We start from the raw sequence: 13,607 nt of genomic DNA on the forward strand, positions 1-13,607 counted from the left end.
CCTCCTCAGGCCGCGTCGAGGAACAGGTAGTCCTCCCAGTAGGGGCCGATCTCGCGGAGCTGGGAGACCAGCCGCCACGTCCGGCCCCTCGGCGCCACCAGCGGAGCCCGCAGTTCCCACCCCAGCTCGGAGAGCAGCTTGTCGGCTTTGCGGTGATTGCACGGGGCGCAGGAGGCCACGCAGTTCTCCCAGGCGTGCGCGCCACCGCGGCTGCGCGGGATCACGTGGTCGACGGTGGTCGCGCGGGCGCCGCAGTAACCGCAGCGGTGTCCGTCGCGGTGCATGAGCGCGGCTCGGGTCATGGGCACCTGCGCCCGGTACGGGATCCGCACGTACTCACGGAGCATGATCACCGACGGCACGCGTACGGCCGTATCCACCGAGCGGACCAGCACCTCGGTGGGATGTTCGTGAACGACGACGGCCTTCTCGCAGAGCAACATCACCACCGCGCGCCGGGCCGGGAGGGCGGTGAGCGCCTCGTATCCGGCGTTGAGCAGCAGTACCCGGGGCGCCGCCGCCAGCGGGATGTGCGGGTCCGGGACGCGTTCCAGCAGGGCGGGGGGCCGTGAACCCCGTTGTCGGTACTCCGAGTTCTCGCGCACTGCTGTGCCCATGTTCGGTCTCCGCTCGTCAGCTACGAGCCCAGTGCACCATGACCGACCGGGCCCGTCGTGAACCTTGCCTGCAACGATGATGCACCCTCGATGAACACTTCGTGCGTTATCGCCGCTCAGAAGCGCACTCGCCCAGGCTCAGCCGGTTGGAGGCACTGTTCCACAGAGGTCGATGTACTCCTCTCGCGTAACCTCCTGCCAGCCGTGCAGTCCGCCGCAGACACCTTCCGCCCGCGATGACCTCGGCTCGGGGCACCGGTTGTCTGGCCGGGTGGAGCCATCGCTGTAGATCCCCATCGAGGCGAGACCCGTCACGCAGCGAACGAACGTCGGTTGCGCTCGCACTGTCTCCACCGGCGGCACGGGTAGCTCGACGGTCGCAGGGGGCTCGGCCGGCTGCGCGTCCGAGGTCGGGGGGTCCTCGCTCACCGTCAGGCTGGTGGTGCTCGCCGAGGTCGGAGCCGACGACGACGAGGTGGTCGGGTTCGTCGCCGTATCCGCCTCTCGGTCAGCGCCCGAGCCCAGGAGATAACCCAGCAGCACCGCGAGGACCACCGCGACCACCGCCAACAGCGAGAGGAGGACGTACGCCTGACGTCTGTTCACGAATCCCACTCCCCCCGTGCCTTCCCCGCGCCGCATCGGTCCCGCGGGAAGTTATCACCCGACCACGTGCCGCGCGCCCCCGATACGGCATGCGGGCATGATGGGGGGCATGAGCAGCACCACCTTCTATGAGGAGATCGGCGGGGCGGAGACTTTCCGCAAGCTGGTCCACGAGTTCTACCTGCGGGTCGCCGACGACCCGGTGCTGCGGTCGCTGTACCCGGAGGAGGACCTGGGCCCGGCCGAGGACCGCATGCGCATGTTCCTCGAGCAGTACTGGGGTGGCCCCACCACCTACTCCGACCAGCGCGGACACCCCCGACTGCGGATGCGCCACAACCCCTTCCAGGTCGACCGCGCCGCTCACGACGCCTGGCTCACGCACATGCTCTCCGCGCTGGACACGATCGACGCCCGGACGCTGGACGACGCGCACCGGGCGGCGATGGTGGACTACTTCACCCGCGCCGCCGCGATGATGGTCAACACCCCGGAGGATGTGTGAGGCCACCTGGCCACGCGCCGCGGCCGTGGGAGGACATGGTCCTGTACCAGATCTATCCCCGCTCCTTCGCCGACTCCGACGGCGACGGGTGCGGCGACCTACAGGGCGTGATCGACCGCGTCGGTTACCTGGAACTCCTCGGGGTGGACGGGGTCTGGCTGTCCCCCATCATGCGCTCCCCCGGCGCCGACCACGGCTACGACGTGTCGGACCCGCGGGACGTGGATCCGCTGTTCGGCGATGTCGCCACGCTGCGCCGGTTGGTGGAGGTGCTGCACGCCGCCCGGATGGTGCTGATCATGGATCTGGTCCCCAACCACACGAGCATCGAGCACCCGTGGTTCGCCGCCGCCGCGCAGGCGGGCCCCGGTAGCCCCGAGCGGGAGCGCTACTTCTTCCGCGACGGGCTCGGCGAGGACGGCTCGCGACCGCCCAACAACTGGCCGTCGGTGTTCGGCGGGCCCGCCTGGACCCGCCTCACCGAGCCGGACGGCCGCCCCGGGCAGTGGTACCTCCACCTCTTCGCCCCGGAGCAACCGGACCTGGACTGGTCGCACCCCGACGTGGGCGACGACCTGGACGAGACCCTGCGCTTCTGGCTGGACCTGGGCGTCGACGGGTTCCGGATCGATGTGGCGCACGGCCTGGCCAAACCCGAAGACCTGGCCGACCTGCCCGACGACGTGGAGATCGCCCAACTCGTCGTCGACCAGAGCGACGCCCGGTGGGACAGGCCCGGCGTCCACGCCATCCACCGTCGGATCCGGAAGGTCGTCGACGAGTACCCGGGCGCGGCCACGTTCGGCGAGGTGTGGGTGGGCCCGGTCGAGCGGTTCGCGCGGTACGTCGCCGCGGACGAACTGCACTTCGCGTTCCACTTCGCGCTCACCAGCGCCCCCTTCGAGGCCGGCGCCGTCCGCAGCGCCGTGGAGTCCACCCTCGAGGCCTCCCGCATCGCCGGCTCGACCCCCACCTGGGCGCTGTCCAACCACGACGTGGTGCGCGAGGTGACCAGGTTCGGCAACGGCGCCCCCGGCACCGCCCGGGCCCGCGCCATGCTGCTGGTCGAGTTGGCGCTGCCGGGGATCGCGTTCATCTACAACGGAGCCGAACTGGGCCTGCCGAGCGACTTCTCGATCCCCCAGGACCGGCTGACAGACCCGTCCTGGGAGCGCACCGGGCACGCGGAGACGGGCCGGGACCACTGCCGCGTACCGATCCCCTGGGAGGGTGCCGAACCGCCGTACGGCTTCTCGACGACCGGAGACACCTGGCTGCCGATGCCCGCGTCCTGGGGGCCACGGACGGTCGAGGCCCAGATCGAGGACGTGGAGTCCACGCTGTCGCTGTACCGGTCGGCGATCGAGATCCGCCGGTCGTGGCCGGGACGGCGAACCGCGTCCGTCGAGTGGTACGGGGCGCCGCCCGGCTGCTTGGCTTTCCGCCGCGACGACGGCGTGGTGTGCGCTCTCAACACCTCCGGCCGATCAGTCCCGCTTCCCGCGGGCGAGGTCCTGCTCGCCTCCGGTCCTGTCACCTCCGGAAACCTGACCGGCGAGGTGCTGCCGCCGGACACCGCAGTATGGTTACGCCCACACTAAGAATGGGGATTAAACCATGAGGCTGACGGAGAAGGTCGCGATCGTCACCGGTGCTGCCGGCGGCATCGGCCGAGGCATCACCCGAGCGTTCGTCAAGGAGGGCGCCTCCGTCCTCGCCGTGGACATCAACGCCCAGGCCGGCGCAGCGCTCGTCGACGAGCTCGGAGACCGGGTGCGTTTCCTGGACGCGGACATCTCTGTCGAGGCCAACGCCGAGAGCATCGTCTCCACCGCAGTCCAGGCATTCGGGCGGGTCGACGCCCTGGTCAACAATGCCCACGCCTCCCGGCAGGCGCCGCTGCTCGAGACCACCCAGGACATGCTGGACCTGTCGTTCAACACCGGTTTCTACCCCACCTTCTGGCTCATGAAAGCCGCGCACCCGCAGTTGTCCGCCAACGGCGGTTCGGTGATCAACTTCGCCTCCGGCGCCGGGATCGAGGGCAGCCCCACCCAGGGTTCGTACGCCGCCGCCAAGGAGGCGATCCGGGCGATCAGCCGGGTGGCCGCCAACGAATGGGCGCGCGATGGGATCAACGTCAACGTGATCTCGCCGCTGGCGCTCACCGAGGGGGTCGAGGCCTACATCGAGGCGAATCCCGGTATCGAGAAGCAGCTGTTGGCCGGGACCCCGATGCGGCGCTTCGGCGACCCCGAGGGTGACATCGGCCGGGTGGCGGTGTTCCTGGCCAGTGAGGACGCCTCCTACATGACCGGGCAGACGCTGATGGTCGACGGCGGGAGCGTCAAACTCCGGTAGGACCGAACCCGGTCGGCGGCCGGTCGCCCGCGCGCAGCCTCGGGAGCAGCACGTTGCGGACGGTCTCGGGGTTGCGTTCCACCGCCACCCAGCGGCGGCCCAGATCGCGGGCCGCCACCGCCGTGGTCCCCGAGCCGGCGAACAGGTCCACCACCAGATCGTCCGGCTCGGTCGCCAACTCCACCACCCGTCGCATCAGCGCCTCCGGCTTGGGCGTGCGGAACCCGTCGACCCCCGCCGCGCGCAGCTCGGCCCGGGCGCTGTCGGTGGACCCGACCTCCTGGGCCAGCCAGATGGACTTGAGCTTCTTGATCCGGCCCACCTCGTGCCGGTCGCGCTGGTAGATGTCGACCCGGCGTCCCGCCCGCCCCTTGACCACCCGGCACACCAGTTCATCGCAGCGCTCCTGCGCGCGATCGCGGGACCACCGCCACACGGCGGGGCTGAGGTCGCCGAACACCGGCAGGATCTCGGTCAGTCCGTCTGCGGGCTCCACCGACACCGCTCCGGTGTCCGGATCACCGTAGAGCGGGAACGTCATGGTGGGCGTGGTTCGCGGGTTGAACCGCTTGTTGGTGTTGCGCAACGGGAGCAGGCGGAAGTTCACGCCGTCTGAGGCGGTGTGCGGGAAGTCGGCGGGGTCGACCCCGGACGCCACCCCTCCCGCCAGTCGCACCCGCTCGGGGTCGCGGGCGTACACCATGAGCCGGTCGTGGGATCCGGCGAAGAACTTGTCGAGCTGCCGACCCTTCGGGTTGCTCTCCACGGTCAGATCGGCGATGAACGCCCCGGTGCCGAAGACGTCGTCGAGGAGACAGCGGACGCGGTGCGCCTCGGCGTCGTCGAGGTGCACCCAGACCGTTCCGGTCTCCGCGAGCAGGCCGTGCGCCACGGCCAGGCGCCGCTCGATGTAGCCCAGCCACTCGTGTCGGGGCATGTTGTCGTGGTAGCCGTCGAAGCGGCCGCCTCTGTTGTAGGGCGGGTCCAGATACACCAATTGTGCCCCCGCCGGGGCCAGTCCCACGGCGTCCAGGGCGGCACCGGACTCGGTGATCCGCGCCCCGTCGCCGATGAGCACGGCGCCGGTCGCCCGGTCCTCGGCATCGCGGAAGATCGCGGCGATCTCCGGTGACGGGCCGTGCGCGCCGACGACCTCGGGATCCCCCCGGCCGGGCCAGGAGACGGAGAAACCCTGTGCCGTCACCGCGGTTCGAGCGTCAGCGCGTCAGTGCGACGGAACACGCTGCCGTAGCGGGCGTCCAGCCGTAACCAGGCGCCGCGTTCGCTCACCCGGACCGGTTCACCCTCCGGTGTGCGACCTGCCCGCTCGGGCACGAAACCGCACATCACCAGGGAGAACACGGTCCGCATGTCCACGCCCACCGGGTGCTCGCTGTCCGCGCGCACCGTGAGCGCCTCCTGGTCGAGCAGCGACGGCGGCAACCCGGCGGGCCCGGCGTTCTCCCGCGCGGCGGCGCGCCCGGACTCGGTGAGGTCGAGCAGGATCTGCGCGGGGATGTCCTCGACACACTGGAACCCGTCGGTCGGCGGGAGCAGCCCCTGCCAGGACGAGGTGAGGGGCATCCCCGGATCGACCAGGCCGTCGCGGTCCCCGCGGGGCAGGATGTCGAGTTGGGTGAGCAGGTGGTCGGCGCCGCACACCACGTCGCCGCCGGGGCAGTGTCCGCCGAGCCCTCGGACCACCAGCGCACCGAACGGGGTCCGGGCCCACACCCGCATCCTGCCGTCGTTCCCGCTGGTCAGGCGGACGACCGTCGCCTCGTCGAGCCGCAGCAGCCGGCGCAGGAGAGTGCGCAGATCCTCGCGGTCGGCGGGATCGGGCACCGCGATCTGCCCGGCCCCCGCCCAGGGAAGAGTCATGCCGGGCCCTCGTGGTGGAACTCCAGCAGGTGCTCGCGCTCAGGGCGGGTGAATCGGCGGGGCCGCTGGGTGCCGAGGTCGAACGCCGCGATGGTGGCCGTGCAGTCGACCGCCGGGGGCGCCGAGTCCGGGGTGGTGCGCCCACGGACCTCGTGCCTCGCCACGAACATGGCCCCGCCGACCTTCTCGCACCACATGCGCACCCGGATCGGGCCGTCAGCGTGCTTGATCTGGCCGCGGTACTTCACGGCGAGATCGGTCATCACCGCGCCGGCGGTGAGGGTGGCCGTCGGCTTGCCCTGCTCGAAGAGCCACGGGATGCGGGCCTCCTCGATGAGGGTGATCATCCGCGCATGATTGACGTGGTGGTAGAGATCCTGGTCCGACCAGCGGACGGGCATCGCCGCGACGAACACCTGGCGGCCCGGTTCCCCCGAGACGCCGAGCGGTCCCCCGGTCTCCACGACGAGCTGTTCGGTCACCGGGCCGGGCCCTGGTCGGTGATCGCCGCGCGCTGGGTCGCGGCCTCCAGGACGTTCCGCACCCCGGCCGGGATCTCGACGGCAGTCGAGGTGGAGGTGTCATAGGCGACCATCACCACACGTAGTACGCAGCAGGTCTCGCCGGCGGCGTCGAAGATCGTCTGCCGGATCGTGTACGAGGTCGTCCCGACACGCTCCACCTCGATCTCGATGTCGACCGATGTCGAGTCCCGCAGGACGGGCCGGAGGTGATCGATCTCCGACCGGCGCACGACCTGCGGCAGGTTCCCGAGCCCGAACGGCCCGAATCTGCTCCGGACAAAGAGGATGCGGGCTTCCTGCGCGTACTCGATGTACTTGACGTTGTTGACGTGCCCGTACTGGTCGAAGTCCGCCCACCGCACCTGCAGGGTGCAGCGGAACGTCCCGGCGTCCAGCGCGCCTTCCGTGGAACTCATACCGCCTCCTCCGGGCCACCGAGCAGCGCGCTGCGCTCCTCGGGGGTGATCTCGAGCGTCGTGGTCTCGTCCGGCGCCGTCACCACCAGGACGGTGTCCACGACCGCGCACGGCTCCGCACCGGTGGTCTCGGAGCCGATCGAGGTACGCATGGTGAATGACGTCCGGCCCACCCGGAGTACCTCGACATCCACCCAGACCTCGGTGGCGCCCATCCCGATGGTGCGCCGGAAATCGATCTCCATCCAGCGCGCCAACGAGATCGGCACACGGGATCCGGGAACGCCGAACTTCTCCCGGAACCAGATCAACCGCGCGTCCTGGGAGTACTCCTGAAAGCGCACGTTGTTGACGTGCATGCCCACGAAATCGGCGATGCGCAGCGGGATGTGGACCCGGTGCACGGCCCCTCGCGCACCCGACGCCGGCTCGACCAGAGACCCCATCTGCTCAGTCCCTGGTGAGCTTGCGGTGGGTGACCCGGTGCGGGCGCGCAGCGTCGGGGCCGAGGCGGCCGATCTTGTTCTCCTCGTAGCCCTCGAAGTTGCCCTCGAACCAGTACCACTGGCCCTCGGCGACGTTGCCCTCCCACGCGAGGATGTGGGTACAGGTCCGGTCGAGGAACCAGCGGTCGTGCGAGATGACCACGGCACAACCGGGGAACTCCTCGAGTGCGTTCTCGAGGCTGCCGAGCGTCTCGGTGTCGAGATCGTTTGTCGGCTCATCCAGCAGGATCAGGTTGCCGCCGACCTTGAGGGTGAGCGCCAGGTTGAGACGGTTGCGCTCGCCACCGGACAGGACGCCGGACTTCTTCTGCTGATCCGGGCCCTTGAAGCCGAAGGCGCTCACATAGGCCCGCGAGGGCATCTCGTTCTGGCCGACCTCGATGAAGTCGTTACCCTCGGAGACGACCTCCCACACCGACTTCTCGGGGTCGATGTTCGCGCGCCCCTGGTCCACGTAGCTGAGCTTGACCGTGTCGCCGACCCGGACCGACCCGGCGTCCGGCTCCTCGAGACCCACGATGGTCTTGAACAGCGTGGTCTTACCGACACCGTTGGGGCCGATCACACCGACGATGCCGTTACGCGGGAGCGTGAAGGACAGGTCCTTGATGAGGACGCGGCCGTCGAAGCCCTTCTCCAGGTTCTGCACGTCCACCACGACGTTGCCCAGGCGCGGCGGGGTGGGGATCTGGATCTCGTCGAAGTCCAGCTTGCGGTGCTTCTCGGCCTCCGTCGCCATCTCCTCGTACTTGGCCAGGCGGGCCTTGGACTTGGTCTGCCGGGCCTTGGCGCCGGAGCGGACCCACTCGAGCTCGGCCTTGAGGCGCTTCTGCAGCTTCTGGTCCTTCTTGCCCTGCACCTCCAGGCGCTCGGCCTTCTTCTCCAGGTACGTGGAGTAGTTGCCCTCGTAGGGGTGGAGCTGGCCGCGGTCGACCTCACAGATCCACTGCGCCACGTGATCGAGGAAGTACCGGTCGTGTGTGACGGCCAGGACGGCGCCCGGGTAGGCGGCCAGGTGCTGCTCGAGCCACAGCACCGACTCGGCGTCGAGGTGGTTTGTGGGCTCGTCGAGCAGCAGCAGATCGGGCTTGCTCAACAACAGCTTGCACAGCGCGACGCGACGCATCTCGCCACCGGAGAGGTGGGTGACGGGCGAGTCCCCCGGCGGGCAGCGCAGGGCGTCCATCGCCTGCTCGATCTGGGAGTCGACGTCCCAGGCGTCCACGGCGTCGAGCGCCTCCTGAAGCGTGCCCATCTCCTCCATGAGCTCGTCGGTGTAGTTGGTCGCCATCTCCTCGGCGACCGCGTTGTACCGGCGGATCTGCACCATGGTCTCGCCGAGGCCGTCCTCGACGTTCTCCTTGACGGTCTTGGACTCGTCGAGCACCGGCTCCTGCAGCAGCATGCCGACGCTGGCCTCGGGGTCGAGGAAGGCCTCACCGTTGGACGGCTGGTCGAGACCGGCCATGATCTTGAGAATCGAGGACTTGCCGGCGCCGTTGGGCCCCACGACGCCGATCTTCGCACCGGGATAGAAGGACATCGTCACGTCGTCGAGGATCACCTTGTCCCCGTGCGCCTTACGAACCTTCTTCATCGTGTAAATAAACTCGGCCACTTCTGCCCTTTCACCTGCGCAAATCGTTCACATCGCCGCGGGAACACCGCGGGCACGACCCCCATGTTACGTGGCCGCCCACGGCCCCGGTGCCACTGCCGACACCGGGGCCGGAGCCCCCGTCGTCCATCAGACCCGCGCCACCTCCGCGAACTCGACCGGGCGGTCCTGAGCGGGCTCCGAACCGTCGTCGTCCTGTGATCCCAGGCGCATGACCTCCTCCGGGTCCGGGGGCTCGCCCGGGCCCTCGGCCGGTCCCTCGCCATGGTCGCCTCCGGTCGCGGGCGCCGACTCGTCCGACGTCGCCCGGCGCACCGTCACGTCCATCCGGGACAGGTCGGGCCCGAGGGCGGTGACCCGCATCTCCAGGTCCCGGAGGAGCCGGCCGTCCTTCTCGTACTCGTTGGTGAGCAACCGGCCGTGGATGATGATCCCGTCGCCCTTGCAGAGGGTGCCCGCCGCCCGCTGCCCGAGCCGGCCCCAGCAGTTGGCGGAGAAGTACAGGGTGCCGCCGGTCTTCCACTCCCCGGTGGCGCGGTCCTGGTAGCGGGTGTTGCTGGCCACCCGGAAGGAGAACACCTGGTCGTCACCGACCCGGCGGGTGGTGGGGTCGGTGATCACGGTTCCGCGGACGGTGGACTGGGTCTCGTTCATGGGCCTGCTCCTACTCACACTGGGACCGACCTGGTGTCGCCCCTCGTGGTGGAGAGAGTGCCCCACCTCGTCGTCGTCCCCCGCGGTCTATACCGCCCGCGGTGGCCGTCCTGTGGAGAGAGACGGGGGTGTGGATGACGGGCCGAACCGGCGACGACGAGGTGCGCGGGCTCAGTGCCGGCGGTCGGACTCGGACATCTCGCGCAGCATGTCGTTATAGGCCTTGAGCTCGGCGTCGTCGTCGCGCTCGGCCTGCCGTTCGGAGCGCCGCGCCTCGCGCATGTCCGTCTGGAACCACTGCCAGGCCAGCGCGAGCATGACGATGAACAGCGGGATCTCCCCCGCCGCCCACGCCACGCCTCCACCGACCTGTTGGCTCTGCAGGAGATCCGGGATCCAGGGCAGCCCTATCCCTGCGTACCAGCCCTCGGCCAGCACGGTCTTGGAGTTCATGAGCATGATCCCGAAGAACGCGTGGAACGGCAGCGAACCGAGAAGCACCATGAGCTTGTACATCGGGGAGAACTGCCGCGGCGCCGCGTCCACGCCGATGATCACCCAGTAGAAGAGGTAACCGCTGATCAGGAAGTGCACGTTCATGAACATGTGACCGAGGTGCTCGGACGCCAGGGCCTCGTAGAAGCCCCCGAAGTAGATCAGGTAGAAGCCGGCCACGAACTGCACCGACGCGACGATCGGGTGCGTGAGGAATCGGGAGAGCGGGTTGTTGATGAACTCGACGATCCACTCGCGAGGGCCCGGCGGGTTGCCGCGGCCCGCCGCCGGGAGTGCGCGCAGCGCCAGCGTCAACGGCCCGCCCAGGGCGAACAGGACCGGGACCAGCATCGAGACGATCATGTGCCCGACCATGTGGCTGGCGAAGTCCGCCATCATGTACATCCCCATGCCGGAGCTGGTGGTGAGGAAGAGGAACACGCAGCCGAGCACCCACGCCACGGTCCGGCCCACCGGCCAGGAGTCGCCGCGGCGGCGCAACGTGAGCAGCCCCCACACGTAGAGCCCCAGCAGGATCACCGAGGCCAGACCCAACACAAGGTCGAAGCGCCACAGACCGAACACCGTCTCGAAGGAGAACGGCCCCGGCAACTCGAAGCCCAGCAGGGCCTCCTGCCGGGTCGGGACGTAGAGCGGCGCCGGCGGCGGGGTGCGGCCGAGTGAGACCGCCAGGCCCAGGGTGCCCGCCATGACCACGGACTCGACCAGGACGATCCGCAGGAGCGCGGCCCGGTCCACCGGGGCGTTGGCCGATGTGGACTCGATTCGGCGGATGATCCTGCGGCGGACCGCCAGCCCGAACACCGCGAGCAGGCCCAGGGCCAGCGCCTTGGACACGACCAGCAGCCCGTAGGTCGAGGTGAACAGGTCGGCGGGGTGCAGGCGCACGACCGCGTTGATCACCCCGGAGAACCCGAGCGCGACGATCGCCACGGTGGCCACCACCGAATAGCGGCGCAGGGCCAGCGCCACGCGGGAGCCGCCGCGCAGCGTGTGGGCGATCACCGCGACGAGTCCGCCCACGTAGAACGCGGCGGCGAACAGGTGGATGATCAGCGAGTTGGTCGCGAGATCGTGAGCAGTGCTGCCCGAGGAGTGGCCCGTGGCGGCGACCGGCAGGAGTGAGAGCACCGTGACGCCCAGCCAGATGACCGACCAGCGCCAGCTCAGGGTGAGCCGCTGACCGATCCCCGCCACCAGGGCGATCACCGCGGACCAGCGCCACGAGGACGCCACGTCGATCTGGGTGATGGCCACCAGCCACTGGTCCGGCGGCAGGGACTGCCAGAACGTGCGCCCGGAGACGTCGGAGAGGGTCAGCGGGATGAGCAGCGCCGCCGCGACCGCCCACGCGATGTTGACCCAGGAGGAGATCTGCTGCGCGCGGTAGCCGTCCACGTCGAGGGTCTTGTCCTTCTGCGGCGGGGTGAAGAACGCGGCGAACATCGCCATCCCCACCGCCACCGACGCCAGCACCTCGCCGATCGCCCGGACCGCGGGCAGCCCGGCCGTGGTGAGCACGCCCGGATCCGGGACGCCCACCAGCTCGAGCGCCAGATCAGTGGACATCCGCGCGAGCGGCACCACCACCGCCGCGGCCACCACCGCGAGCAGGATCACCACCGGCACCACGCTGCGGGTTTTGAGCGGCCCGACGGTGGCGGGGGCCGACTTCGACGACGTCATGGCCTCCATCGTAGGAACCCCGCCGCCCCCGGTCCGATTCGCGCCTGCTCAGCGCACCCCCGGATCGGCTACCATTCTCGCGGCGACGCTCGATGAGTGCGTCGCAGGCCTCCGTAGCTCAGTGGATAGAGCATCCGGTTTCTACCCGGCTGGTCAGGGGTTCGAATCCTCTCGGGGGCGCTTAGGTTCGCGCTGTTCAGAATGGGTTTCTAGTCCGCGTTCCGCAGCCTGTGGGGAATCCGTGGGGAGTCGGTCACCATTCCCGACGTGGGCGGGCCGTGGGGATTCGCCCTACTTCGATGCTTCTTTCCAAGCCCCCACCAGCGCGGCCTCGAACTCCTCGCTGCGCTCACGGTCGCGCTGCTTGGTCGGGTGGTGGTCAATCGCGGATCCCGTCGGCGGGACCAGCGGGAACCGGAACACGCTCGTGTCACCGGTCAAGAGATCGACGGTGGCGTGGAAATGAAACTCTCCGCCAAGCGTCTGGTCACCCGGAAGCGGGCGGTTATGCCAATGCTCGAAATGCTGGTCCGTGATCTTCGAGTCCAAAGTGTCGACCGTCTTGAGTGGCACAAGGCGCGTCCGTGTGTCCGCCGGCTGATCCGCGAGTTTCGCATCTGTGGACCGCGACCAGTCCTCGATGGCAGAGGACGACTCGACGATCCCTAGAACGCCTTCATGGAGCCAAGCGAAGCGCCACGTGGTTCCCTCCTCGCCGGAGAGTCGCTCGACGACCGACACATCGAAGTGCTGTCCCGGATCCAAGTGCAGCGCAGCCAGCACTACATGAAACGGGGCGTACCCGTGGTAGCAGCCAAACGTCCGGGACCACTCCAGGTCCTTACTCATCTCGATTCTCATGCCCACCACGATCCTCCCCACCGCAGAGGCGCGTACCGGTTTCGTGGGATCGACCACCCCACCCCAGGGGTCCACCCTCCCCCGCCCGGCGACCCTCAGCCGTGACCCTGTGCTGATTCTGGGAGCTCCCGAGCGCCGGGAACCCCTCGGGTTCGGCCGGTTCCCGCTCAGTTCCCCGCTGTGACCAGCGACTCCCGGGTGTACCTGGACCATTCCCACGGCCCGTACAGGTGAACTCAGGGGCGTCTACGGGGTCGAAACCGACCCCTGGGGACACCTAGGTGACGTGTCACCATCAATGTCCCCAGCCCGTAAAAAACAGATTTCGCAGATCGGGTCGGCTGTACAGGGCCCCCGGGCGGGGACCTTCCCCCCTACCCCTCTCGCTGCACCGGCCAGCGTCCACGCTGACGGCCTCCCGTCCGCGCCATGGGTCCGAGGGAGGGGGCGAGGTCGAGAGGCCGTCAGGGGCTCAGCGTCACCGGTCGCGCAGGCGTCGGCTCTCGCTCATGTCGATGAGGTCATGGTCGACCGCCCGGGACCTCGGGGCGCTGCCACCCTTGGCCGCGGTGACCTTCCGATGACAGCGGCGGCACAGGGTGCGCAGGTTCTCGAGGTCATCGGTGCCACCCTTGGCAACGGGCGTGATGTGGTCGGCCTCCAGGTGCTCGGTCGACCTGCACTGGACACACTGGTGCCCGTCACGGTCGAGCACAGCCGCGCGGACCCTGCGCCACGGTCGTCCGGCGGTCACGGGCCCACGGTTCGACCCGGCCCACTGCTTGGCCTTGGTGCAGCCCGGACAATATTTCGCAGGTGGCCGGACCAGCTCGGTCTCGCACGAGGAACAACGGCG

Annotated in this window: 15 protein-coding genes and 1 tRNA gene; 4 read left to right on the forward strand and 12 right to left on the reverse strand. The window is 69.3% G+C overall.

The genetic code is table 11. The features are described from left to right. Nucleotides 1-5 precede the first annotated feature (5 nt). Nucleotides 6-617: an HNH endonuclease gene (locus R4P08_RS05730; protein ID WP_317812820.1), complete on the reverse strand. Its 612-nt coding sequence runs from the start codon at nt 615-617 to the stop codon at nt 6-8. A gap of 138 nt (nt 618-755) precedes the next feature. Further along, on the reverse strand, nt 756-1,223 hold the full coding sequence (locus R4P08_RS05735) for a hypothetical protein (RefSeq protein ID WP_317812821.1): 468 nt from the start codon (nt 1,221-1,223) through the stop codon (nt 756-758). Nucleotides 1,224-1,332: 109 nt separating this feature from the next. Here R4P08_RS05735 and R4P08_RS05740 point away from each other — a divergent pair, with 109 nt between their 5' ends. From R4P08_RS05740 to R4P08_RS05750, 3 genes are read left to right on the forward strand one after another with little or no spacing between them, the layout of a single operon-like run. Beyond that, nucleotides 1,333-1,728: a globin gene (locus tag R4P08_RS05740; RefSeq protein WP_317812822.1), complete on the forward strand. Its 396-nt coding sequence runs from the start codon at nt 1,333-1,335 to the stop codon at nt 1,726-1,728. Between the two features lie 35 nt (nt 1,729-1,763). Then, nucleotides 1,764-3,329, forward strand: a complete 1,566-nt coding sequence (locus R4P08_RS05745; protein WP_317812823.1) for a glycoside hydrolase family 13 protein — start codon at nt 1,764-1,766, stop codon at nt 3,327-3,329. 16 nt (nt 3,330-3,345) lie between these two features. Continuing rightward, nucleotides 3,346-4,089 (forward strand): SDR family oxidoreductase, encoded by a 744-nt coding sequence (locus tag R4P08_RS05750; protein ID WP_317812824.1) that lies wholly within the window; start codon nt 3,346-3,348, stop codon nt 4,087-4,089. On the opposite strand, the gene R4P08_RS05755 is transcribed toward R4P08_RS05750, so the two are convergent. From R4P08_RS05755 to R4P08_RS05790, 8 genes are all read right to left on the reverse strand, one after another. After that, nucleotides 4,076-5,293: a site-specific DNA-methyltransferase gene (locus R4P08_RS05755; RefSeq protein WP_317812825.1), complete on the reverse strand. Its 1,218-nt coding sequence runs from the start codon at nt 5,291-5,293 to the stop codon at nt 4,076-4,078. The two genes, R4P08_RS05750 and R4P08_RS05755, sit on opposite strands and share 14 nt — an antisense overlap. Continuing rightward, nucleotides 5,290-5,970, reverse strand: coding sequence for a hypothetical protein (locus R4P08_RS05760; RefSeq protein ID WP_317812826.1), 681 nt, complete (start codon nt 5,968-5,970; stop codon nt 5,290-5,292). The genes R4P08_RS05755 and R4P08_RS05760 overlap by 4 nt, the downstream gene beginning before the upstream one ends. Beyond that, nucleotides 5,967-6,452, reverse strand: coding sequence for an acyl-CoA thioesterase (locus R4P08_RS05765; RefSeq protein ID WP_317812827.1), 486 nt, complete (start codon nt 6,450-6,452; stop codon nt 5,967-5,969). Before R4P08_RS05765 ends, R4P08_RS05760 begins: the two co-directional genes overlap by 4 nt. Beyond that, the gene (locus R4P08_RS05770) at nt 6,449-6,910 is read right to left on the reverse strand and encodes a thioesterase family protein (RefSeq protein WP_317812828.1); all 462 of its coding nucleotides are present in this window, start codon (nt 6,908-6,910) and stop codon (nt 6,449-6,451) included. The genes R4P08_RS05765 and R4P08_RS05770 overlap by 4 nt, the downstream gene beginning before the upstream one ends. Then, nucleotides 6,907-7,356 carry an acyl-CoA thioesterase gene (locus tag R4P08_RS05775; protein WP_317812829.1) on the reverse strand — a complete coding sequence of 150 codons (450 nt, stop codon included), beginning with the start codon at nt 7,354-7,356 and terminating at the stop codon, nt 6,907-6,909. Before R4P08_RS05775 ends, R4P08_RS05770 begins: the two co-directional genes overlap by 4 nt. A 4-nt stretch (nt 7,357-7,360) precedes the next feature. Beyond that, nucleotides 7,361-9,034 (reverse strand): energy-dependent translational throttle protein EttA, encoded by a 1,674-nt coding sequence (gene ettA, locus R4P08_RS05780; RefSeq protein ID WP_317812830.1) that lies wholly within the window; start codon nt 9,032-9,034, stop codon nt 7,361-7,363. Nucleotides 9,035-9,163: 129 nt separating this feature from the next. Further along, entirely contained in the window at nt 9,164-9,688 is a 525-nt protein-coding gene (locus R4P08_RS05785; protein WP_317812831.1) for a single-stranded DNA-binding protein, read from the reverse strand. Nucleotides 9,689-9,859: 171 nt separating this feature from the next. Further along, nucleotides 9,860-11,890, reverse strand: coding sequence for a cytochrome c oxidase assembly protein (locus R4P08_RS05790; RefSeq protein WP_317812832.1), 2,031 nt, complete (start codon nt 11,888-11,890; stop codon nt 9,860-9,862). Nucleotides 11,891-11,997: 107 nt separating this feature from the next. Here R4P08_RS05790 and R4P08_RS05795 point away from each other — a divergent pair. Then, a tRNA-Arg gene (locus R4P08_RS05795) sits at nt 11,998-12,070 on the forward strand. Nucleotides 12,071-12,181: 111 nt separating this feature from the next. Here R4P08_RS05795 and R4P08_RS05800 read toward each other — a convergent pair. Continuing rightward, complete coding sequence (locus tag R4P08_RS05800; RefSeq protein ID WP_317812833.1) at nt 12,182-12,751, reverse strand: hypothetical protein; 570 nt, start codon at nt 12,749-12,751, stop codon at nt 12,182-12,184. Nucleotides 12,752-13,229: 478 nt separating this feature from the next. Beyond that, nucleotides 13,230-13,505, reverse strand: coding sequence for an HNH endonuclease (locus tag R4P08_RS05805; RefSeq protein WP_317812834.1), 276 nt, complete (start codon nt 13,503-13,505; stop codon nt 13,230-13,232). Between the last annotated feature and the right edge of the window lie 102 nt (nt 13,506-13,607).

The organism is Rhodococcus sp. IEGM 1408 (assembly GCF_033142235.1).
In the GTDB taxonomy this organism is placed as follows: domain Bacteria; phylum Actinomycetota; class Actinomycetes; order Mycobacteriales; family Mycobacteriaceae; genus Dietzia.